Genomic DNA, 22,942 nt, shown 5'->3' on the forward strand with positions numbered 1-22,942 from the left:
GCCGCAGAACGACCCTCCCTTTTCAGCATGGAACGCCAGCCCTTGTCCTCTTACCGTCTCCAAGAAGCCGATCTCGACATTCCTGACGCCTGGCAGGACCAGAGCATCAACATCTTCAAGCTGCCCGCGGTCGGCGGTGCCCAGGAAGCCAGTTTCGTCATCAGCCGCGACCCGAGCCAGGGCGACGCCTCCTTCAGCGACTACGTAGCCCGGCAACTGAGCAGCGCCGAGCAGCAACTGCCAGGCTTCAGCCTGATCAAGCGCTGGGACTTCGACATGCACGGCCACGCCGCCGTGTTGCTGGACTACAGCTGGAAGCGCGAAGGCCGCGAGCTGATGCTGCGCCAGGTGTTTATCGAACGTAAGCCGGCGGTGTTGATCACCACCTTGACCACCACGGTCAACGATATGCCCCATCACGAGCCCGCCTGGAAGCAGGCCATGCAGAGCCTCAAGCCCGTGCCATCCGTGGCCTGATGACAAAGGCCAGGTAGTACGCGATGGATATGTTGGCAGCTGCACGCCTGGGGGATGAGATCGCCCATGGTTTTGGTGTCGCGGCAATGGTGGCCGGAGCCGTCGTCGGAGCCTTGATCGGGGCTGCGGTCGTCGCCGCTACCGTGGCCACCGGTGGTGTGGCCCTGGCGATCATGGCCGGTTCGATTGCCGCTGGCGGCTTGTCGATGTTCCAGATCGTCAAGGGGCTGAGCACCATCTTCAACCTGCCCGAACCCAGCACGGGGGTGCTGGTAGAGGGCAGCTTCAATGTCTATATCAACCGGCGCAACGCCATGCGCGCCGGGCAGGACCACTCGTCCTCGTGCAGCGGCCTGCCGCTGAACCATCCCATCTGGCCCTTTCCGGTATTGATCGCCGAAGGCAGCGCCAAGGTCACCATCAATGGCAAGCCGGCGGGCCGGCTGCAAAGCAAGATGGTGTGTGGCGCCCATATCAAGACGGGTAGCGAGAACACCTTCATTGGCGGACCGACGGTGCAGGTGGCCTTCGTGCTGGATATCGAGGGTTGGTTGCACAGCGGGCTCGAGATCCTCGGGCTGGTGGCGCTGGGGGCCGGCCTGGTGGTGGCAGCCATGGCCGGGCTGGCGTCGCTGGCCGGGTTCGTGGTGATCGGCGGTGCCATGATGGGGGGCATGGAGTTGCTGGGGCTGCTGGGCGACAGGCTGGGTCCGGGTTATCGCGACCTGCTGCAGGGTGTGGCCGGCATGGCGCTGCTGGGCTTGAGCCCGAAGATGGTGAAGAGCATCGAGGCGCCTCAGTTCAAGCCGGGCTTCAGCGAGGCGGACATCCTTGCCATTCCCAAGTACGATCGCCCCGATCCGTCCACCTACCTGAATCCGCGCTTCATTTCCCAGCACCTGGCCAAGTTCGACAAGGGCGCCTCGCGCCTGATGACCAAGGCCAACCTGGACAAGTACGGCATTGGCCAGAAGGACGGTACCTCATTCATTTCCCCCAGGCACGAGATCGACCAACTCCTGGCCAGGACCAAGGGCGACAAGCAGGCATTGGCGGATGCACTGGGTCTGCCGGAGAAGTTCTTCGAATCCGGTGGCGAGCTGGTGCGCATCGACCTGCCCAACCCCCGGGACCTGAACTTGCGCATTCCCTCGGGTAACGAGGCGGGAGCCAATGCCGACTGGATACCCGGTGGTAAGCTGCCCGAGGGGACCAGCGAAGCGGTAATCGATGCCGGGGGCCTCAAGACCAGCGACCTGGACTGGAAAATCCTCAACTTCTAAGGACCCACATGAAATTCAAAGATCTGTTCGTAAGCCGTGAAGAAATGTTCTCGATGGGCATCGAAGAAGTTTCCGGGCAGTACTACGTCTCCTTCCCGGTCAGCAACGGCATGGTCGATTACGAGGAGTACTACGCCATTGATCGGGCGACTTTCGAGTTGTTCGAGAGGGATATGCAGGCCGCGCTGGAATTCGTCACCCGCGCCCGGAAGCAGGAGCTGGACCAGTTGCTGATCATCAAGCCGGGCAAGAAGCGCGGTACGGCGATCTAACCCGGCATCTGCCGGGCTTCAGGCATTGTTGCGATAGGGTACGAAACGTCGTTCGGCGCTGTAGAGCCCCAGCCCCTTGTCGCCCCTGAAGCCCGCGTCGATCAGGCTGTCGGCCAGGGCCGCTCTGATCAGCAGGTCCCCGGACTCCGGCTCCCGGGCGATCTGGCCCATTTGCGGGGCGGCTTGAAGAAACCAGGTCTTGTTGAAGTAGAGCAGGGTGCCATCGTCGTCCCGCTCCGCTTCGGAGCGCGCGTGGTCTACGGCATTGACGAGCTTGATGGCATTGACGATGTAGTAGGGCTGGCTGACTTCCTGGGCGTCGGCAATGAGGCTCAGGGGCTGGATCAACTGGATATCGGCTCCCGCATGCTGGGTGAGAAAGTCCGCCAGCCGAGCTGAAACCAGGGGAACGGCCCCCAGCAGCCACAGGCAATCGTGCTCCAGCAGTTTCTTCGTCTTGCACTGGAAAAACACCGGCGGCTTGTCCATCGCCTCTGGGTGCGGCTGCCCGGCGAGCAGGGCCAGGTAGTCGAAGCTCGACCCAGGGGTTTCATAGGCACCGCTATCGACGTCGTAGGAACCGATCAGTTTCGGGTTGTATTGGGGCGGCGGTTTCCAGCTCAAGATCATCTTCTATCCCTAATCGTAATAGGCTCCGGAGTGATCAGGCGTCCTACATTCGGCCCATAGAAGCGGTTGAGCCAGCGGGATAGTCGACTAACAGGCGTACTACGCCACCAATCGCACGACCTTCGAGCGGTTTGAAAATGCGCTGGCCTTTGTCAGTGGCCGTCGTCGAACCTGATGCACTGGCATCGGCCTATTTAACGAACGTGGCATTGATGTCTTTGAGGCTATGGCTGTAGTGCTTCTTCTTCGGATGGAAGTAGACCTCTTTCAGGCTTTTGGAGGCCAGCAGCGGGCTCATGTCGCCGTCTTTCAGGTCCCAGAATTGCAGTGTTCTCAGGTGCTCCATTTTCGGGGTAAACGACACCGACTCGAGCTCGGAAATGAACACGTCCTCAAGAGTCTTGTTTTCCGACAGGAATCCGTAGTCCCGTAACTGGCTGCATTTTTCGACATGCAGGGTCTTCAGGCTCTTGAGCGCGTTGATGGCGCTGATATCGAGCATCTTCGGGCTGTGCTGGATTTGAATCGATGCCAGCTTGTCCAGTCTCTCGATGCCGGTCAGTCGCTCGATGCTGCCGCCGCTGATTCTCAGTTCCTGCAGAGCGGTGAGCCTCGAGAGAAACCTGCAGTCCTGGTTCTTCACTGCCACCAGCAACAGGTGCTTGAGTTGGGGCAGTTCCAGGGGCTCCAACGCTTCGTCGGCGCCGGTAATGTAGAGCGTCTCCAGGCTGGGCAGTCGCGAGAAGTCGATATGTTCCTTGAGGTAGGGGATCGATAGCAGCCTCAGTTGCGGCAACGAGTACAGCGGGCTCAAGTCGACCTGCCTCAGGTCGATGTCATCCGACAGATCCAGCGATTGCACGCTGCTGTACCCGTCCAGCGCACGCAAGTCCAGCGGCGTACTTTTGGCTTTGGCAGAGCCCATGACCCGGAGGTTGGCGTAGCCCTTCTTGCTGGCGTACTCGATGCCTGCGGCGAACTGGTGGGCTGGTATTTCCAGTGCGTCTATGTCTTCGTTGTAGCTGAAATTCTTCATTACTTACTCCCACATGATCCGGATTTCTTGAACTTGTTGTCCAACTTCGCGGCCAGCCTGTTCACTTTGCGCTGGGTCTTGGCATCCGCAGCTTCGTAATATTTTTTGCCTGGCGAGTTGATATTCGGGCTGTTGGCGAACTTCGCCGAGTTGCGTGCGTTGTACTTCTGCATCAGGCGATGCTCCACCATAAAGCCCATCTTGCTGTCGCCGAAGTCCAGATGGGCAAACTGCGTGGCATTGGCTTTGCCCTTGATGCGAGCGAGCATCGAGCTGTTCATGCGGGTCACCGGGCCCTTGCCGATGTAGGAGATCTTGCCGTTGGTGAAGATGTAGGTGCCTGTCCAGCCGAACGGATCAAAATACGTCAGCGGGTTGGGGCCGTAAGTGTAAAGGTTCAGGCCGCCTTCGAGCCCGATGGGATCGGGGCTGATATAGCGGCCGATATCCGGGTCGTAGAAGCGGAACGTGTTGTAGTACAGCCCCGTTTCACGGTCATGGTACTGACCTTGAAAACGCAGGTTCTGTTCCTCGAGGTAATAGGGCTCGCGCTCTTCTTTGGCAATATTCCCCCAAACCCGGTAACGGGCCTGCCAAACGCTGTGCCCATCTGTTTCCGTCAACTGCTGTGGCAGACCACTGAGATCGTTGTGATAGTGCCGGACCTTCTGCAGGGCGCCCGTACCATCGATCCTGGCCAGCACTTCGAAGCCATCGTCGACATACAGATAGAGGCTGGTAGTGCTGTTGCGCTGCTCTTGCAGCAAGCGCAAGCCATCCCAGGCGAAGCGGGTTTCGCCCAGTAGATAGCCTTGAGCGTCATGTTCGGTTTTCTGGATGCGGCGACCCAGGGGGTCGTAGCTCATTCTTACCGTTGTTTCCCGCTGGCCGGCTTGATTGCGCACCTCTATCAGGCGGTGTTCGGCGTCATAGCGCATGTGCTGTATCAGCTGGCCGGCGCTGCGCTTCTCGATCAGCCGGCCAAAGTCGTCATAACGCAAACGCTTGTCCTGGAACACGCGCTGTTGGTTATGCAGGACTGATCCGGGCGTGGCCGATTGGCCATCCAGCAGGTTGGCGGCAGCGTCGTAGGCAAAGGTTTCGGTATGGCCCAGGACATTGTCCTGGCTGGCGATAATGCGTTCGCTTGCATCGTAGTGATACAGCTGGTGGTACCCGCCGCCTGGGCGCTGTTCGAGCCGGCCAATGAGATTGTCGGCAGGGTCATACTCAAAGTGCTTGCGCACTGGCGCCGGCAACGCCGCAGGCTGCTGGGTCGGACGTTGCAGGCGTGAGCGCAAGCGTCCGGCGCGATCATATTCGCTGAGGGTCGTGAGGTGGCCCTGGGTCCGTAGCACTTCGCGGTGTAGGCGATCTCGCCCAAAGTCGCTGATTACCTGGCCGTCCACATTGATTTGGTGCAGGTGGCCGCTACCGTAGTACAGGCGGTTGATCCAGCGCTCATCAGGCAACTGGCTCTGGCATAGGTTGCCCAGTTCGTCGTAGTGATGTTGCAAGCAACCGACCGCACTCTGTTCCTCCAGCAACTGGCCAAGGGCGTCATAGGTGAAGGATAGGGTCTGCGACTGCTGGTCCTGGTCGGTAAAGACCACGCGTGTCAGTTGATCCAGTAGGTCATGCTGATACTCGGTCAATCCATCGGCGGTGACCTTGGCGAGAATCCGGCCCACGGCATCGCGTTCCAGGCGATGGACGATCCTCGGCTGCTCCACGTTGCCCCCGGGGGCTGGCAGATACTCCACGCCTACTACATTGTCCAGTACGTCATAGTGGTACTGCTGCACGCTGCCATTGAGGTCTTGTTGCCGGGTCAGCCGATCCCCGGCATCCCAGGCAAATCGGTAGCTTTCGGCGTTTTCGTTGCTGAGCGCCTGAAGACGGCCGTAGGAGTCGTAGCTGAACTGCACCCGGCGCCCATGGGCGTCGATGCGCACCTGAAGCTGGCCTTGTCGATCATACTGATAGTGGGTGGCGTGCCCGGCTGGGTCGATGTATCCCGTCAGTTGGCCGCTGTGGTCCCGCAGGAACTGCTCGACGCGACCGTCCGCGAGCTGGTTGCGCAGCAAGCGCCCACGAGCGTCGTGCTGATAGACCGTCTGTTCGCCCATGGCGTCAGTGATGGCCTGCAGATAACCACGGGGGTCATAGCTGAAGTGGGTCGGATAGCCGGAGCAATCGGTGAACCGCAGTAATTGCCCCAGGTCGTTCCACTGCAGATGCTTGGTTTTTCCGCTGGCATCGGTGATCTCGACCATTCGGCCCTGGCTGTCGTAGCGATAGCGGGTGGCATGGCCCAGAGGGTCGGTTTCACTGATGCAATTGCCGCGTGGATCGTAGTCGTAGGTCCAGCTGTTGCCGGCGGCGTCGGTTTCGATTCGCGGTAGCGACCAATGCTCCAGCCAAAGGGTCGACTCCCGCCTACCGAGGGGATCGAGGGTTTCGCTGAGGTTGCCGGCTTCGTCGTAACTGAGCTGGAATTGTCCGCCCAGAGGGTCCGTTGCGCCGAGTAGCTGACGTTCGTCATTCCATTGGAACTGCCAGGTCTGCCCGAGGTTGTCGGTGTATCCGGTGATTTGGTGCTGTTTGTCCCAGATTCGGGTGCTCTGGCGTTGCAGGCCATCCTCGATCCGAGTGATGCCCGCCTGCAAGTCATAGTCAAAGCGGTACTCTTCACCATTGTCGGTCCAGTGCCGGACCACGCGCCATTCGACGTCGTCAATCTGCGCCCACTGATAGAAGCAGCGCAGCCCACTGGGCAGTTGGTGCTCCACCATGCGCCTGCCTTCGTAGGCAAAGCGTCGCTGTACGTGTTGGCTGGCGTCCTGCACCTGAGCCAGATCGCCATTGGCGTCATAAGCGTAACGGGCGAGGATTTCCCGCTGCTGGTCCGGGTACAAGCGCTCTATCTGTTGGACCCGGCGAGGCCATTGCGCGTTGTAAATCAGTTCGACCTGAACCAGATCGAAGGTATCTCGCAGGCGGATCAACTGCCCGAGCGGGTCATAGTCGAGGTAAATGCGGTTGTCGTTGCGATCGCCGAACTGGCTCAGGCGCAGCCGCGAGCCTTGCACGGGATCGGGCTCGAAAAGACGGTACAGGCCGTTGTTGCTCTCAATCAGCAACTGACCGTTGCCGTTGCGCCTTACACTCAGTCCCTCGCCTGGGCTGAAGGCTGCCTCGCCCAAGGCAATCGAGCCCATGTCGATACGCCGGCCCTGCTCATCGAGGTATACCAGGTGTTCGCCGCCCTCGGGGTGGGGCTCGATCAGCACGCTAATTTCGTAAGGTACACTCCAGCCGCTACCGAACAGCCCGTCGCGGCGCTGATCGAGGCTGTTGTAGAAGCGCTGCCAGTCGATGGGTAGGAGGCCCGGCAGAACAAAGTCCATGTCTGTGGCACCACCCAGGACCTTGGCCCCGGTCGCGGCATGCACCGGGTTTGGCGAGCCCGCCACGGCATTGGTCAGGGCTCCCACGGCCTGGCTGACCACAAACGAGTTGACCCCCGCCAACAACATGCAGGGTAGGTTGGCCTTGAAGTTGCCCTTGCCGCCCTTGAGCATCATTAGCACGGTAATCGCCAGGCCTATCCCTGGGGTCTTGCCGCTGCGGATCTCGCGCACCACCACCGAGCCACCGCCGATGGATACGTTGGACGACACCATGCCGGCAGAGACCACCTTGGCATCGCAAGTGCTGCGATCGCCGCTGCGCACGGCCGGCTGGCCGTTGATGGTGACCTTTTCCGAGCCTTCGGCCAGAAACTGCGGCGGCATCGGCGGGTGCTTGGTGCACGTCACTAGGTCCAGCGGCTTGGGTTCTGTACCGGGGGCGGGGGTGGCGACGGTAGGGCGCCACATCTGCGAAAAGAAGCCTTTGGCCATGTCCAGGAAGCCGGGTTCCGCTTCCTCCGGCCCCGGTGGCTCGCTGGCGGGCTCCTGGCTTTCCGGGGTACCCGATGGCGGGGCAGGAGGTGGTGCCGTACCGGCGGCCCGTGCGGCCGGAATGTTATTGGTCAGGGTGTTGGTGGAGCCGCTGAGGACGGTGGCCTGCACGGAGGGCGGAAACAGCGCGTCGCCTATCCAGTCGCACATCTTCGTCAGGCCTTTATCAGCCCCGGTCTTGCTCATTGCCAACCCGACGATCACCCCCACTACGGCGCCCAGCAGGCAAGCCCCGAGGCCGCCAGTGGCCACGGTGATGCCGGTTGCGGCCACCACGGCGGCAGTGGCCAGTGCGGTAATTGCAATGTTGGCGGCGACCTCCAGCACACCGCTGAGGATGTCGGCCATCACCGAGGTGTGTTCGAGTCCGTCACCCAGGCGTGCGGCCCACAGAAGCGCGTCAGACATGCCAGAGGCTCATCATCAAGGTGTGTCGAAGTTCAGGGACTGCTTGATGGTGGCCCAGTGCGCGGCGTCGCTATCGCCCAGCGGTTGTGCCTTGACGTAGCTGAGGGCAAGCATCTTGTGGGTACCGGGCAGGACCAGGGCCAGTTGGTACTGAAAGACTTGCTCGCTGCCCTTGTTGAACTGGCTGCGCAGTTCCAGAGCATCGACCTCCTGGGCGCTGCCCACGCGAACAGCCACGCCGGGTTGGTAACGCAGTTCCTGAACCTGTTGCTCGAGTTTCTTGAGCTGGCTGTCGAAGCTGCTCTGCAGGGTTTCGTCCTTGGCTAGCTGGCTGCGGCTGACGATCAGAGAAGTACCCAGCTCCGGAAACTTGAGGATGTTGATCGACGCGTCCAGTAGCTCGCTTGGCGGCAAGGCGAACTGAAATTCATTGATACGGTAGGTCATGGCGCTGGGTTCTCGTTAGGTGTTGCCCTGGGGCTTGGGAAACATGGCTTCGACGCTAGCATCAATGCTGCCCTTGACGCCCTGGCCCTCAGGCGTCGCGCCGGCACCGCCGCCGTTGTTCAGATGCAGCACGCCGCCGGTATTGAATTCGGCATCGCCAGAGGCATAAAAGCTGATCTGCTTACCGCTCAGGTTGATCTGGCCACTGGCGTTCAACTCCAGCACGCTTTCGCCACAGACCAGACGCAGGTTTTCGCCGACCTCGATGACATAGCTCTGGCTGATGCTATCGGTCTTTTTGCCGCCGACCACCAGCACGTCGAGCTCCTTCACCGCACGCAGGCGAGCGGAGCCGATGGTCACTGTCTCATCGCGGCCAATGCTCTTGACCCGATCATTGCCCACCGAGTGGCTCTCGTTGACCTCGACCACGATGTCCTGGTTGCGCTCTGCATGGATGTACAGCTGCTCGGCGCCCTTCTTGTCCTCCATGCGGATTTCGTTGAAGTTGGCCGGCGAGCCGCCCTTGCTCGAGCGGCTCTTCATGCCGCTCTGGGTGGCGTTGGCCGGCAGGTCGTAGGGCACGCTCTGCTCGGCGTTGTATACGCGGCCGGTGATGATCGGCCGGTCGGGGTCACCCTCGAGGAAACTGACGATGACTTCCTGGCCGATGCGCGGGATCTGCATCGAGCCCCAGTTCTTGCCGGCCCAGGCCTGGGACACGCGGATCCAGCAGGAGCTGTTTTCGTTGGACTGGTCATGGCGATCCCAGTGGAAGTGCACCTTGACCCGGCCGTACTGGTCGGTCCAGATCTCCTCGCCGGAAGGACCCACCACCCGTGCGGTCTGCGGGCCCTGGACCAGCGGCTTGTGGGTGCTGGAAAGGGGCCGGAAGCTCTGCTGGGAGTCGATGCAGGTCAGGTGGCTTTCGAACTGCGCGCCACCGCCGCCGCCACCGCTCTCCAGGCTTTCCTGGACCACGTAGTAGCGGATGCCGACGATCAGGTACTCGCGGTTCTGGTCCTGGCGGCTGAAACCGGTGAGGCTGAACAGGTTGCCCACTCCCAGGCCACGGGCGTTGCCGCTGAGCTCGATGCGCTCGTGCAGGCTTTGCAGGGCCTCGATGCGGGTCTGCGCATAGTGCTCGCCGTCGCTGCTCTGCACGTAGGTGCCGGGATAGTCGTACAGCGGGTAGTCGCCGGCGGTGTGCGGGCGCGGCATGGCCGAGCGTACGTCGATTCGCGCGCTGGGCCGCTGGAAGTCGTAGTCGTTGAGCTCCAGGGAGCCGGGCTGGACTTCCTGGGCCAGGTGCCAGTCGAAGATGTGGTCGCGCTCGCGCTGCTGTTCATCACGCGGGTAGTAGGGCACCGAGGCGTAGCCGGGCACGCTGCTGTGGGCACCGTAGGCGTCGGCGAGCACCAGCACATGGCGGTCCTTCTCGTGGCGGAAGAAGTAGTAGATGCCTTCCTGCTCCATCAACCGGCTGACGAAATCGAAGCTGGTCTCGCGGTACTGCACGCAGTATTCCCACTCGCGGTAGGGACGGCTCAGGGCGTCTTCGAAATCCGAGAAACCCAGGTCGCGGAACACCTGCTTGATGATCTGCGGAATGCTCAGGTTCTGGAAAATCCGGCAGTCGGAGGTGCGGCTGAGCAACCACAGCCAGGGTCGCAGCGTCACCTGGTAGCTGGCGAACTGGCCGGTGTCGACGTTCTGGCTGCAACGCGCCACGATGCCGTGGAAATGCCGCTGGCCGCCGCCGTCCAGTTGCACGCTCAAGCCCATGGGCTTGCCCAGCAGCTGGTTGAGGTCGATGGCCGCGTCGCTGGAAGTCAGCTGCAGCTGGTAGTCGAACAGGCGCCCCAGCTCCTCGCCGCCGCCCATGCTCTTGAGCAGTAGGACATCCGGGCCCAGGGGGCAGTTGACCTGCGCCAGTCGTGTGGATTGCTGAAATAGCATCGTCAGTCTCGTTGAGGGGGAAAGCAGCGGCAAGCTGCAAGTTGCTGGCTACAAGCCTGCCGCTGATGCTTAGTTTGGCTCGCTGAAGTCGTAGTGCAGTTCGTTGTCCCGCTGGCTGATGCGCACTCCGGCCAGGGCCTTGCCTTCGAGCATGCGCGTGAGGAACTCGCGGCTCATGTCCGGCAGCAGGCTGTTGGTCAGGATGGCGTCGATCATGCGGCCACCGCTTTCGGTCTCGGTGCAACGCGAGACAATCAGATCGATGACGGCATCGTCGAAGTCGAAGCCCACCTTGTGGGTGCTCTCCACGCGCTTCTTGATCCGCCCCAGTTGCAGGCGGGTGATGGCCTTGAGCATCTCGTCGCTCAGCGGGTAATAGGGGATGGTCACCAGGCGGCCCAGCAGCGCCGGCGGGAAGATCTCCAGCAGCGGCTGGCGCAGGGCCTTGGCGATCTCTTCCGGCTCCGGCACGTCCTGCGGGTTCTTGCAGACATCGGCGATCAGCTCGGTACCCGCGTTGGTGGTGAGCAGGATCAGGGTGTTCTTGAAGTCGATCATGCGGCCTTCGCCGTCTTCCATGACGCCCTTGTCGAATACCTGGAAGAACATCTCGTGCACGTCCGGGTGGGCTTTTTCCACTTCATCCAGCAGCACCACGCTGTAGGGCTTGCGCCGCACCGCTTCGGTCAGCACGCCGCCTTCGCCGTAGCCGACGTAGCCGGGCGGGGCGCCCTTGAGGGTGGACACGGTGTGGGCTTCCTGGAACTCGCTCATGTTGATGGTGATGACGTTCTGCTCGCCGCCGTACATGGCTTCAGCCAGGGCCAGGGCAGTCTCGGTCTTGCCCACCCCGGAGGTGCCGGCCAGCATGAACACGCCGATCGGCTTGTTGGGGTTGTCCAGCCCCGCGCGGGAAGTCTGGATGCGCTTGGCGATCATCTGCAGGGCGTGGTCCTGGCCGATGATGCGCTTCTTCAGGTGCTGGTCGAGGTTGAGCACGGTCTCGATTTCGTTGCGGGCCATGCGACCCACAGGAATCCCGGTCCAGTCGGCCACCACCGAGGCCACCGCCTGGTAGTCCACGGTCGGCAGGATCAGTGGGTTCTCGCCCTGCAGGGCGCTGAGGCGTTGTTGCAGGTCCACCAGCTTCTCGCGCAGGCCATGGCCTTCATCGCCCGCATCGCTGTCCACCAGGCCGACGTTCTCGCGCAGTTGGGCACGGGTGGCCAGCAACTCGTCCACCAGGGTCTTTTCTTCGCTCCAGCGGCTTTCCAGCTCGGCCAGGCGCTCACGCTCGGCGGCCAGCAGGTTCTCGCTGTTGACCTGGCGCTGGCCGATGGCGACGCCGATCGCCTGTTCCCGGGCGATGATCTGCAGCTCGGTTTCCAGGGCCTCGATGCGCCGGCGGCTGTCGTCCACTTCGGCCGGCACCGCATGCAGGCTGATGGCGACCCGGGCGCAGGCGGTGTCCAGCAGGCTCACCGACTTGTCCGGCAACTGGCGCGCCGGGATGTAGCGATGGGACAGCTTGACCGCCGCCTCCAGGGCTTCGTCGAGGATCTGCACCTGGTGGTGCTGTTCCATGGTCGAGGCCACGCCGCGCATCATCAACAGCGCCTTGTCTTCCGACGGCTCGGCCACTTGCACCACCTGGAAGCGCCGGGTCAGGGCCGGGTCCTTCTCGATGTGCTTCTTGTACTCGGCCCAGGTGGTGGCGGCCACGGTGCGCAGGGTGCCGCGGGCCAGGGCCGGCTTGAGCAGGTTGGCCGCGTCGCCGGTGCCGGCGGCGCCACCGGCACCGACCAGGGTGTGGGCTTCGTCGATGAACAGGATGATCGGCTTGGGCGAAGCCTGGACGTCCTCGATGACCTGGCGCAGGCGCTGTTCGAACTCGCCCTTCATGCTGGCGCCAGCCTGCAGCAGGCCGACATCGAGGCTACGCAGTTCGACGTCCTTGAGCGCCGGTGGCACGTCGCCGGCGACGATGCGCAGGGCGAAACCCTCGACCACGGCGGTCTTGCCCACCCCGGCCTCGCCGGTGAGGATCGGGTTGTTCTGCCGGCGGCGCATGAGGATGTCCACCAGCTGGCGGATCTCTTCGTCACGGCCGACGATGGGGTCGAGCTTGCCGCTGCGGGCCTGTTCGGTCAGGTCCACGGTGAAGCGCTTGAGGGCTTCCTGCTTGCCCAGGGCGCTGGGGGCCATGGCGCCGCTGGCTTCGCCGGGCACCGCGCCGGCATTGAAGCCGTCGCTGGCGGCCAGGGCATTTTCCGGCGAGTCGCCGATGTATTCGTCGAAGCGTTCGGCCAGGGTCTCGACCTTGATCTTGTCGAACTCCTTGGACAACCCCAGCAGCGCATGGCGCAGGCTTGGGGTCTTGAGGATGCCGATCACCAGGTAGCCGGTGCGCACCTGGCTTTCGCCGAACATCAGGCTGCCGTAGACCCAACCGCGCTCCACCGCTTCCTCGACGTGGGACGACAGGTCGGTGATCGAGGTCGAGCCTCGGGGCAGGCGGTCCAGGGCCTCGGTCAGGTCCTTGGCCAGGCGCGCCGGCTCCAGGTTGAACTGGCGGATGATGCGGTGCAGGTCCGAGTCCTGCAGCTGCAGCAACTGGTGGAACCAGTGGGCCAGCTCCACATAGGGGTTGCCCCGCAACTTGCAGAAGACCGTGGCGGCTTCGATGGCTTTGTAGGCAACGCTGTTGAGTTTGCCGAACAGCGCCGCGCGACTGATTTCACCCATGCTCTGTGCTCCTTGGTGTTTGTGAGGTAGTGGCCTGATCGGCGTAGTGCCGGGCCAGAATGAGGTCTTCGGCATCGCTGCCGGGGCGCCCGAGCCAGGTGTTGAAGCCCAGGCGCTGGCGGCCGTCGAGTTGCAGTTTGGGGACCTCGTCCTTGCGCAGGACCAGGTTCAGGTCCCAGTCCAGTTCGTGGCCCAGGTATTCGGCGACCCAGGCCACCAGTTCCTTGAACTGCTGGCCGTCGGGGAGCATCCCCAGGTAGTCGTCCAGCTTCAGCGGGCCGAGGCGGATGCGGAATTTGTGCTGGCGATCCCAGACATGGCTGCCCAGGCAGAAGTCCACTCCCAGCTGGTGGGCCTGGACCCCGACCCGGCTGCGCTCGGGCAACTCCAGCCACTGGCCGACGTATTCCTCGATCGCCACCGGCAGGCCGAAATACTCGCCGATGATCGCCCGCAGGCCATCGGGGTAGCGGGTTTGGGCCGAGAGGTGGCCGCTGTAGTGCAGCTTGGCGGTGTCGGCGATCAGCCCCTGCTTGAGCAGGCTTTGCATGCCGCGCCCGCTCAAGGCCGCCAGGCGCGCCGACCAGTAGTCGTCGTCCGGGCGGTCGTGGCTGACCGTTGGCCGGGCTTCGGCCCAGGCGCGATAGAACAGGCTCAGCAGGCGATGGTGGAACACGTCCAGGAAGCGCTTGCTGGTGCTGTCGGCGTTGTTGCGCTGGCGCTCGCGCACGTATTCGGTGAAGTGCAGCGGCATCGGCCCGTTGGGCCCGCCCAGGCCGAAGAAGAACTGTTCCAGGCGGGTGCTGGCGCCATCGTTGCCGGGGGTGACCGAAGCCAGGGTCGCCGGGGCGAAGGTGCAATCGGCCTGCTGGCCCAGGCGCAGCGGATCGTCCGCCAGGCGCAGGGAGTGACCGAAGCGCGGCAGTTGCGGCGACAGGCATTCGATACGCCGCAGGGCCTGGAAGAAATCGTACTCCCAGGGCTCGGCGTGCATCGCCGCCAGCGTATTCAAAGAGTCGGACGACGTCCGGGCTTGGCTTTCCATCGCATGATCTCGCCGCGTTCGGTGGTACGGATCACCGTTTCGGTAAAACTGTTGATCGACACGTAGCGTGCCAGGAAGCGTTCGAACACTGCCCCGAGCAGGAACACCCCGGTGCCGCGAAACGCGTTTTCATCGAATTCCAGGGTGATCTCCAGGCCCCGTCCGAAGACGATCGGCCCGGGCATCGGCAGGCGTCGGGTCACCGCCTTGCTGCTGACTTCGCGCAGGCCTTCGATCTGCAGTTGCAGGGCCGCGTCGTTGCTGTCGCCATACAAGCGCAGCAATTCGCGCAGGGCCGCCGCGCCCTGGCCCTGCTCGCTCAGCGACAGGTAGTTCAGCGACAACTGGCTGATCAGGCGCCAGGCCTTGCCGTCATGGGCGTGGCTGGGACGTGGCCGGCTCGGTCCGGCCAGGCAGCGGATGGCCTGCACCGGAGCGCTGTCGGCCAGGGTGAAGTCGGTCTTGCCGCTGCCCACGTTCATGAACAGCGGCAGGTCGCGGTTGGTGCACAGGGCGCTGACCCCGAGCTGGCGCAGGTCATGGCGATAGGGTGCCTGCTGGCTGTCCACCAGGCTGACGAAGGATTCGCTGCCGATGTAGGTCGAGCGCGGGCCGTTGCGGCGTTGATCGCTGGACAACACCCGGGGCTCGCGCCGCAGGATGTAGTAGGCCTGGTCGCGGCCGTAGCGTGACGGGTCGCGCACCGCATAGAACGGCAGGAACGGCTGCTCCGGCCCGGTGCCGTGGCCGCTGAGGGTACTCAGCGAGTGCACTTCATAGTCCATCGGCCGGGTACGGTCGGCGATCACATGGTGCTCGTTGACCCGGTCGGACAAGTGGATACGGTCCAGGCGCTTGGGAAACAGGTTGATCGCCGGGGTGCAGAAGGGCACGAACTGGTTGCTGCCGACGCTGCCTTCCAGGCTCTGTTCGAAGCGCTCGAACAGCACGATCAGCTCCAGCTCCTGGCCGGTGCAACGCTGTACCGCGCGGCCCAGCTGGGCGAACTCGACGAACAGGAAGCGGTTGGGCAGGGCGAAGTATTCCTGCAGCAGGCGATAGCCCTGGAACGCCTGGGGCACCACCGGCAGCGCCGCGTCGCGGTCGTCGAAACCCCGCGAGCGCAGGGCGTCCTGGGGCAGGCGTTCGACCCAGTCGCCACCCGGAGCCCGGGCGAAGATCGCGCAAGCGTTGCCCAGCAGTTGTTCGTAGAGACGGAACGGCAGCTCGTCGTTGCCGTTCAGGTACAGCGGCAGCTCGTCCAGGGCCAGGCTGCAAAATGGCAGCTCGGCGCCGGTGCGCAGGGTCAGGCGCAGCCCGGCCTTGGCCTTGGGCTCGCTGGCGGCCAGGCGCCCGAGCACCGCCGAGGGGTTGCCGAAGTATTCGGCCTGGCTCACCTGCAGCGGCCACAGGGTCACCGGGTGGGCGGTGCGGTATTCGCAGCAGGTCTGGGTGTCGCGACCCAGGGCCGCGCGCAGGCTGGTGCCACGCTCCAGGGTGAAGCCGCTGCCCAGGCTGCCTTCATCGGGATCGGCCTGCAGTTGCACCACGGTCATCGACGGGGTCGGCGCCAGGTAGTGCGGGTAGGCGATCTCCAGCAGGTTATGGGTGAAGGTCGGGTATTCGGCATCGAGCTTGAGTTGCACCCGTGCCGCCAGGTAGGCGAAGCCTTCCAGCAGGCGCTCGACATACGGGTCGGCGCAGTCCATGCCTGACAGGGTCAGGCGGCTGGCGATCTTCGGGTATTCCTTGGCGAACTCCGCGGCGCTCTCGCGCACGTGGTGCAGTTCCTGGTTGTACAGGTCCAGCAGGCGCGGGTTCATGAGCGCCTCCGGGAGTCGCCCTGGACCACCCGGACATGTCCGGATTCCAGGTCCATGTCGGTTTGCAGCAACAGGCGCAGGGGCATCGGCTGCGCCCACAGGTCGCCTTCGATCTCGAAACTCAGGGCGTTGTGGTTCATCTCGCCAGGCGCGGTGCGCGCACGGACCCGCAAGGTGTTGCGCAGGATCCGCGGTTCGAAGGTGGCGATGGCCTGGTGGATCAGGTTCTCCAGGGCCGGTATATCGATGCTCGACGCGCTGTACCCGGCCAGGGCCGGCAGGCCGTAGTTGACCACCGAGGTGCCGGCGGGGGTGTGCAGGGTGGCATCGGCTTCGAGCAATGAGGTGGTATTGAGCAGCCAGGCGAGATCGCGCAGGACCGAGGCCTTGAGCTGGCTCAGGGACAGGACGCGCTTGTCCGGGCTTTCTTTCAGGTTGCCGGGTTCGTCGTCGGTCAGACGATCCAGCAGGGAAGGTTGCAAGCGATCGCGGGCGGCGATGTCGGTTACCACGGGGTTCGCTCCAGGATCGGATTGCGCAGGCAGGACGTCAGGAAAATGAATGCAGCCTCAAAACGCGCCAACCTGTAGCCGCTGTCGCAGGCCACGAGACCCGGGACGTTGCCCGGGCCGGTTGCCTGCGATGCGGCCGCAGTGGATCAGCGCTTGGTGTTCGAGCGGATGTTCCAGCCGTACTTGATCGGGCCGCCGTCCTTGGTGCCGTCGGCTTTCTGCGGCTGGTACTCGACCGCCACCTGGGCGAAGTTCAGGGTGATGTTTTCGGTCAGGCGATCATCGCTGCCCGAACCGCCGGTGCTCAGGGAAGTGATCAGCACTTCTTCCAGGTCGATGATCATGTACTCGACCTGGCTTTCACCGCCGGCCTTGCGCACGGTCAGGCGCACCTTGTCGATGTGCTTGCCGCTGGAGCAATGCATCATCAGGTTCGGCGAAGCCTTGTCGACGTACTTGGTCAGCGACAGGTCCTGGATGTTGACCTTGCCCGCGCCGCCGCCACCGCCTACGTGCATGTTGCCGGACTGGGACATGCCCCAGCTCCAGTTCAGCACGTCGATTTCGTCCTTGTGGGCTTTGTCCATGGACTCGCCCTTGATGTCACCGATCTTGATGAAAATATCAACAGCCATGTTTTCTCCCTGTGTGGCCCTTGCCACGATGTTTGTTCAGCTTGGCGGCCGCTGCCGGCGTTCGGGCAGTGGCCGCTAGTTGGGGGTGTCAGGCGCCTTTTGCCGATGGCAGCTTGGAAACCAGGCGCAGCGAAACGGTCAGTCCTTCGAGCTGGTAGTGCGGGCGCAGGAAGAACTTGGAGTTGTAGTAGCCCGGGTTGCCTTCGACTTCCTCGACCACCACTTCCGCCGCGGCCAGCGGGTGCTGGGCCTTGGTGGTCTCGGTGGAGTGCGCCGGGTCGCCATCGACGTAGTTGAGGATCCAGTCCTGCAACCAGCGCTGCATCTCGTCCTTCTCTTTGAAGGAGCCGATCTTGTCGCGCACGATGCACTTGAGGTAGTGGGCGAAGCGGCAGGTGGCGAACAGGTACGGCAGGCGCGCGGCCAGGTTGGCGTTGGCGGTGGCGTCCGGATCGTCGTACTCGGCCGGTTTCTGCAGCGACTGGGCGCCGATGAAGGCCGCAAAGTCGGTGTTCTTCTTGTGCAGCAGCGGCATGAAGCCGTTCTTGGCCAGTTCCGCCTCGCGCCGGTCGGAGATGGCGATCTCGGTCGGGCACTTCATGTCCACGCCACCGTCGTCGGTGGGGAAGGTGTGCGCCGGCAGGTTCTCTACCTCGCCGCCGGACTCCACGCCGCGGATCCGCGAGCACCAGCCGAAATGCTTGAACGAACGGTTGATGTTCACCGCCATGGCGTAGGCCGCGTTGGCCCAGGTGTACTTGGAGCTGTCGGCGCCGTCGGTGTTCTCTTCGAAGGCGAAGGCTTCCACCGGGTCGGTCTTGGCGCCGTAAGGCAGGCGTGCCAGGAAGCGCGGCATGGTCAGGCCGATGTAGCGCGAGTCTTCCGATTCACGCAGGGAGCGCCAGCCGGCGTATTCCGGGGTGGTGAAGATCTTGGTCAGGTCCCGTGGGTTGGACAGTTCCTGCCACGAGCCCATGCCCATCACGGTCGGCGAAGCCGCGGAGATGAACGGCGCGTGCATGGCCGCGCAGACCTTGGACAGCTCGCCCAGCAGCTCGACATCCGGTGGCGACTGGTCGAAGTAGTAGTCGCCCACCAGGCAGCCGTAGGGCTCGCCGCCGAACTGGCCGTATTCCTCTTCGTACATCTTCTTGAACATCGGGCTCTGGTCCCAGGCCGTGCCCTTGAATTTCTTCAGGGTCTTGTGCAGCTCCGGCTTGGAGATGTTGAGCACGCGGATCTTCAGTTGCTCGTCGGTCTCGGTGTTGTTGACCAGGTAGTGCAGGCCGCGCCAGGCGCTTTCCAGCTGCTGGAATTCCGGGTGATGGATCACCTGGTTGACCTGGGCGGTGAGCTTGGCGTCGATGGCCGCGATGATCGACTCGATCGACTTGATCGCGTCGTTGGACACCAGGTCGGTCTGCGCCAGGGCCTGTTCGGCCAGGGTGCGGACCGCGGTTTCCACGGCTTCGCGAGCGCGTTCGGTCTTGGGCTTGAACTCTTGCAGCAGCAGCGAGGCGAATTCGCTGGCCTGTTCGGTGGCGCCGGGTTGGGCCTGATTGTCACGCATCAATTCGGTCATGATCGTTGGTCCTGATTAAGCGTTAGGCTCGGAGTCCACAGGCTTTGGCGCACTCGCCAGGGCCTGGAGCAACGCCGGATCCTTGATGGCTTTCATGATGATTTCTTCGGCGCCGGTCTTGCCGTCCATGTAGGTCAGCAGGTTGGCCAGCTGGGTACGGGCTTCCAGCAGCTGGTTCAGCGAGTCGACCTTGCGCGCCACCGCCGCAGGGCTGAAGTCGTCCATGCTCTCGAAGGTGATGTCCAGGCTCAGGTTGCCTTCGCCGGTCAGCTCGTTGGGCACGTGGAACGCCACCCGTGGCTTCATCGCCTTGAGGCGCGAGTCGAAGTTGTCGACGTCGATTTCCAGGAACTTGCGGTCGGCCACGGCGGCCAGGGGCTCGGCCGGCTTGCCCGCCAGATCGGCCATGACACCCATGACGAAGGGCAGCTGGACCTTTTTCTCGGCGCCGTAGAGTTCGACGTCGTATTCGATCTGTACCCGGGGCGCGCGGTTGCGCGCGATGAACTTCTGAGAACTTTGCTTCGCCACGTTGTGCTCCTGGTCGCTGCTGCGACGGTGTTGGCGTCGGTCGGTGATTGCCGTTGACGTTACTGTTCGGTCCGTCCGCGATTAGTCGGATTCGGGGCCGCGCAGGTTTTCAAATTGGGACATGCCGTCGGGGATCAGATTGCGCACGATGGCCGCGAAGTCGGCGTTGACCAGGTTCTTGGCCCGGTTGAGCAACACCGGCAACGGGCTCGAAGGCTCGTGGCGGCTGTAGTAGGCCAGCAGCCGGTCGAGGCTGCGCAGCACGTCGTCGCGGCTGTTGATCTCCCCCGAAACCCGGGGCTGGGCCGGCGCCGTGGGGGCGCTGGGCTCTTGGCCGGGTGCTGGCTCGACCTCGGCTTCGGCGGGGCTGTCGGCCGCCTGCGGAGCGTGCTGGCCCAGCACCTGCAACGCCAGGCGCAGCGGTTGCTTGAGGGCGCTGAGGTCCACGCCACTGGCGGAGCCGACCTGTTCGCTGACCTGCTTTTCGATGGACTCGACCGCCGAGCGAGCGCTGCTCAAGGCGTGGCGAATGGCATCCAGGTGCTCCGGGTCGCTGTCTTGCAGCGCGCCGGCCAGATGGTCGGAGCCCAGGCTCTCCCCGGAAAAATGCTGCAAGCCGGCCGCATTCAGGGCGGCCCGCACGCTGACCGGGCCGAAGGTCCGGGAACGGGTGAGGATGGCGTCGCGCAGCAGGCCGATGGTGGTATCGGAAGCCAGGCCGGCGAGGGCGTTGATACGGACGGTAGGGTCGTTGTCGTCGTCGGCGTCCAGGCGTGGATGCAGTTGCTCCCAGTAGTCGCGCAACAGGCCGTCGATCAGCTCGAGGCTGGTGGCCAGGCCCGGCAGGCCTTCGAGGGCCAGGGTGCTCTGGAGCAGGAAATGGGTGATGCGCAGGTCCTTGCTGCGAGACAGCAAGTCCAGGCTCTGCTGCTGGATGCCGCGCCACTCCGGCGGTTCGGCCGGAAGGATCGAGTCGCCCATGCTGCGCTCGGGCTGGCCCTGGGCGGACCGCTCCAGATGCAAGAAATCCGCGTCGTATTCCAGGTCTTCGCCACAAGGCGAAGTTGCTGAAATCGCAGCGAGCAACATCGGTACATCCACCTGGTTCGATCTCCCTATCGGCCTGCAGGACAGTCAGGCAGTTAATGCGCTAGTTAATTGTGAACTCGCGCACATTTCTTGGTTTATATAGACTCGTTGATACTAGTGAGCCATCATCCGTGTTCAAGAAGTTGTGCATTTTTGGTGTAGTAGTTGTGCCTTGTCAAGGTAAGCTATTCGGCCTGCATGACAGTGTTATGTCGCCTTAATTGACCCCTTGACCGGTGGGTCAGACTTTGGCGGGAAGAAAGGCTTTTGTCATCTGTGTCGGTTAAGTTGAGCGGACGTGCTGTGAACTGCGCGATTTAAGGGATTTTTGCGGGTTTTTCATCTTTTTACGGAACTTTTTACCCAACGCCGGTTCGCACGCGGAAGTACAGCAAGGAGGCGCGATGTCGCTGTGTTTGACTATCACTAGTTATCATAAGATTACCCCCGGTCAATGCCCTGAGAAACTAATGGACCAGGGAATGATGGCAATTGGCCGTAGTTCTGATAACGACTGGGTACTTCCCGATCCCGAGCGCTTAGTCTCTGCGCGACATTGCGTCATCCAATACAAGGATGGTCGCTATTATTTGACCGATAACAGTACTAATGGTGTGGAGTTAGTCCGCGCCGGTATCCGCATGCGTCGAGGCGCCAGCGAGCTGCTGGAAGATGGCGAAGTCATTCGGATCGGCGATTACGAGATCAGCGCGCGAATCGATTTCAGCATGAGCCGGTCCCAGGCCGAGGCTTTCGCCGGGGACAACGCCAACAGCTTCGAGGCGCTGATGGGTCGCCAGGCGGCGCCGCCGACGCCGATCGAGCCGATCTCCATGGCGCCGGTGGCGCACTTCCAGGGCGCTTCGGCCCAGGACACTTTTCCCGATCTGTTCGACTTCCTGGCCCCGGGCGCGACCCCGCCGGCGACCCAGCCCGACCATGTCCCTGCCGAGCAGCACGACTTCCGGCCGCCGACGCCTACCGCCATTCCCCAGCCGCTGCCCCAGGTGCCGCCGGTGGCGCCAGCGCCCCAAGGGGTGGGGATGATCCCGGAAGACTGGGACCTGTTCGCCGAGACGCCGTCCAGGCCGGCACCCGCACCGCTGCCCGAGGCCGCCCCGCCAGTGCCGCCGGCAGCGACGCCGTTCCCTGATATCGGCGAGTTCGCCACGCCATTCGAGGAGCCGCAACCGCAACCCGTGGCCGTTGCGCCAGTCGCACCTGTTGCACCTGTTGCACCTGTTGCACCTGTTGCACCTGTTGCACCTGTTGCACCTGTTGCCGCCCCGGTCGCCCCGGTCGCTTCGCCGGCCACCGCGCCAGCCAGCGAGCCGGTGCCGCAAACCGACCTGCTGCAAGCGTTCCTGCGTGGCGCTGGCCTGGAGCATTTGCGTATCGATCCGCAACAGGCCGCGGCGCAGATGGAAAGCCTGGGCCGCAGTTATCGGCTGATGGTCGAGGGGCTGATCGACGTGTTGCGTGCCCGCAGTAGCCTCAAGGGCGAATTTCGCATGCAGCAGACGATGATCCGCCCGGTGGAGAACAACCCGCTGAAGTTCGCGCCGAATGTCGACGAGGCGATGCTTTTGCTGCTGCGTCACAGCAGCCAGGCGTTCATGGCCCCGGACCAGGCGGTGCAGGACAGCTTCGACGATTTGCGCGCCCACCAGCTGGCGGTCATGGCCGGCGTGGAAGCGGCCATCAAGCACCTGCTCGGGCGTTTCGAGCCCAGCGAACTGGAAGCCCGCATGAGCAAGCCCGGCGGCCTGGGCAACCTCTTCGGCGGTTCGCGCCAGGCGCAGAACTGGCAGCAGTTCACCGCGCTCTACAAGCAGATTTCCCAGGAGGCCCAGGATGATTTCCAGGACCTCTTCGGTCGCGAGTTCAGTCGCGCCTACGAAGAACACACCCACCGGTTGCGCCGCTCCTGAGCGCCCCTGGAAACCCCCAGACACGGATACACGGACAGCTGACACGTCATTGAGGACGCAGGATGATTCAACGATTACTGACATTGGTCGCCATGCTGGTACTGGCGGCTTGTGCCAAGGACACCCCGCCACCAGCGGCCGATCCGGCCAAGGACGGTCCCGGCGCCACTTCGGTGGAGCTGCATTTCCAGGCCACGCCCGGGCTCAATCCCAGCCCTGACGGCAGCAGCACGCCGGTGCGGGTACGGATCTTCGAACTGAAGAACCCGGCGGCCTTCATGCGTGCCGATTACTTCGCCCTGGCGGAACGCGCCCCGGCGACCCTCGGCCCCGACCTGATCGACCAGGATGAAGTGCTGGTGCAGCCGGGCGATCAGTTCACCCTCAAGCGCACCCTGGACCCGGCCACCCGCCAGGTCGGCTTGCTGGTGGGCTTTCGCGAGATCGACCGGGCCCAGTGGCGGGTCAGCGTCAATACCGCAGCACACCTGAACAACGCATATCAGATCAGCCTCGACCTGCGCGCGGTCAGCGCCGAACTCGCGGCGTCCCCATCCAGCCCCGCCCAATAG

General features: G+C 63.4%; 18 protein-coding genes. 5 read left to right on the forward strand and 13 right to left on the reverse strand.

Annotation, left to right across the window (positions count from 1 at the left end; all coding sequences use genetic code 11):
* The first annotated feature begins 42 nt into the window (after positions 1-42).
* From GDH07_RS00735 to GDH07_RS00745, 3 genes are read left to right on the forward strand one after another with little or no spacing between them, the layout of a single operon-like run.
* The gene (locus GDH07_RS00735) at positions 43-477 is read left to right on the forward strand and encodes a DcrB-related protein (protein ID WP_152896485.1); all 435 of its coding nucleotides are present in this window, start codon (positions 43-45) and stop codon (positions 475-477) included.
* A 23-nt stretch (positions 478-500) separates the two neighbouring features.
* Positions 501-1,760 carry a PAAR domain-containing protein gene (locus tag GDH07_RS32210; RefSeq protein ID WP_178124002.1) on the forward strand — a complete coding sequence of 420 codons (1,260 nt, stop codon included), beginning with the start codon at positions 501-503 and terminating at the stop codon, positions 1,758-1,760.
* Positions 1,761-1,768: 8 nt separating this feature from the next.
* Positions 1,769-2,032: a hypothetical protein gene (locus GDH07_RS00745; RefSeq protein WP_152896486.1), complete on the forward strand. Its 264-nt coding sequence runs from the start codon at positions 1,769-1,771 to the stop codon at positions 2,030-2,032.
* A gap of 18 nt (positions 2,033-2,050) precedes the next feature.
* On the opposite strand, the gene GDH07_RS00750 is transcribed toward GDH07_RS00745, so the two are convergent.
* The 13 genes from GDH07_RS00750 to tssA form a co-directional block, all read right to left on the reverse strand.
* The gene (locus tag GDH07_RS00750; protein ID WP_152896487.1) at positions 2,051-2,662 is read right to left on the reverse strand and encodes an imm11 family protein; all 612 of its coding nucleotides are present in this window, start codon (positions 2,660-2,662) and stop codon (positions 2,051-2,053) included.
* A 190-nt stretch (positions 2,663-2,852) separates the two neighbouring features.
* On the reverse strand, positions 2,853-3,698 hold the full coding sequence (locus tag GDH07_RS00755; RefSeq protein WP_152896488.1) for a leucine-rich repeat domain-containing protein: 846 nt from the start codon (positions 3,696-3,698) through the stop codon (positions 2,853-2,855).
* Positions 3,698-8,071, reverse strand: a complete 4,374-nt coding sequence (locus GDH07_RS00760) for an RHS repeat-associated core domain-containing protein (RefSeq protein WP_152896489.1) — start codon at positions 8,069-8,071, stop codon at positions 3,698-3,700. Before GDH07_RS00760 ends, GDH07_RS00755 begins: the two co-directional genes overlap by 1 nt.
* Before the next feature lie 15 nt (positions 8,072-8,086).
* Positions 8,087-8,518, reverse strand: a complete 432-nt coding sequence (locus tag GDH07_RS00765; protein WP_152896490.1) for a DcrB-related protein — start codon at positions 8,516-8,518, stop codon at positions 8,087-8,089.
* 15 nt (positions 8,519-8,533) lie between these two features.
* The gene (locus tag GDH07_RS00770; protein ID WP_152896491.1) at positions 8,534-10,477 is read right to left on the reverse strand and encodes a type VI secretion system Vgr family protein; all 1,944 of its coding nucleotides are present in this window, start codon (positions 10,475-10,477) and stop codon (positions 8,534-8,536) included.
* Between the two features lie 69 nt (positions 10,478-10,546).
* Positions 10,547-13,222: a type VI secretion system ATPase TssH gene (gene tssH, locus GDH07_RS00775; protein WP_053133593.1), complete on the reverse strand. Its 2,676-nt coding sequence runs from the start codon at positions 13,220-13,222 to the stop codon at positions 10,547-10,549.
* Positions 13,215-14,267: a type VI secretion system baseplate subunit TssG gene (tssG, locus tag GDH07_RS00780; protein WP_085594175.1), complete on the reverse strand. Its 1,053-nt coding sequence runs from the start codon at positions 14,265-14,267 to the stop codon at positions 13,215-13,217. The genes tssH and tssG overlap by 8 nt, the downstream gene beginning before the upstream one ends.
* A complete protein-coding gene (gene tssF / locus GDH07_RS00785) occupies positions 14,231-16,090 on the reverse strand; it encodes a type VI secretion system baseplate subunit TssF (protein ID WP_022641872.1) in 1,860 nt (619 codons plus the stop codon). Before tssF ends, tssG begins: the two co-directional genes overlap by 37 nt.
* On the reverse strand, positions 16,087-16,602 hold the full coding sequence (gene tssE, locus GDH07_RS00790; protein WP_022641871.1) for a type VI secretion system baseplate subunit TssE: 516 nt from the start codon (positions 16,600-16,602) through the stop codon (positions 16,087-16,089). The genes tssF and tssE overlap by 4 nt, the downstream gene beginning before the upstream one ends.
* 146 nt (positions 16,603-16,748) lie before the next feature.
* Positions 16,749-17,237 (reverse strand): Hcp family type VI secretion system effector, encoded by a 489-nt coding sequence (locus tag GDH07_RS00795; RefSeq protein ID WP_022641870.1) that lies wholly within the window; start codon positions 17,235-17,237, stop codon positions 16,749-16,751.
* An 88-nt stretch (positions 17,238-17,325) separates the two neighbouring features.
* Positions 17,326-18,819 (reverse strand): type VI secretion system contractile sheath large subunit, encoded by a 1,494-nt coding sequence (gene tssC, locus GDH07_RS00800; protein WP_022641869.1) that lies wholly within the window; start codon positions 18,817-18,819, stop codon positions 17,326-17,328.
* Positions 18,820-18,834: 15 nt separating this feature from the next.
* A complete protein-coding gene (gene tssB / locus GDH07_RS00805) occupies positions 18,835-19,350 on the reverse strand; it encodes a type VI secretion system contractile sheath small subunit (RefSeq protein ID WP_022641868.1) in 516 nt (171 codons plus the stop codon).
* Positions 19,351-19,431: 81 nt separating this feature from the next.
* A complete protein-coding gene (gene tssA, locus GDH07_RS00810; RefSeq protein ID WP_053133595.1) occupies positions 19,432-20,451 on the reverse strand; it encodes a type VI secretion system protein TssA in 1,020 nt (339 codons plus the stop codon).
* A 392-nt stretch (positions 20,452-20,843) separates the two neighbouring features.
* Between tssA and tagH the strand changes: the two genes are divergently transcribed.
* Both tagH and tssJ read left to right on the forward strand, forming a co-directional pair.
* Positions 20,844-22,370, forward strand: a complete 1,527-nt coding sequence (gene tagH / locus GDH07_RS00815) for a type VI secretion system-associated FHA domain protein TagH (RefSeq protein WP_152896494.1) — start codon at positions 20,844-20,846, stop codon at positions 22,368-22,370.
* 62 nt (positions 22,371-22,432) lie between these two features.
* Positions 22,433-22,942, forward strand: coding sequence for a type VI secretion system lipoprotein TssJ (gene tssJ, locus GDH07_RS00820; RefSeq protein ID WP_031320709.1), 510 nt, complete (start codon positions 22,433-22,435; stop codon positions 22,940-22,942).

Source organism: Pseudomonas piscis, from assembly GCF_009380155.1.
Lineage (GTDB): Bacteria > Pseudomonadota > Gammaproteobacteria > Pseudomonadales > Pseudomonadaceae > Aquipseudomonas > Aquipseudomonas piscis.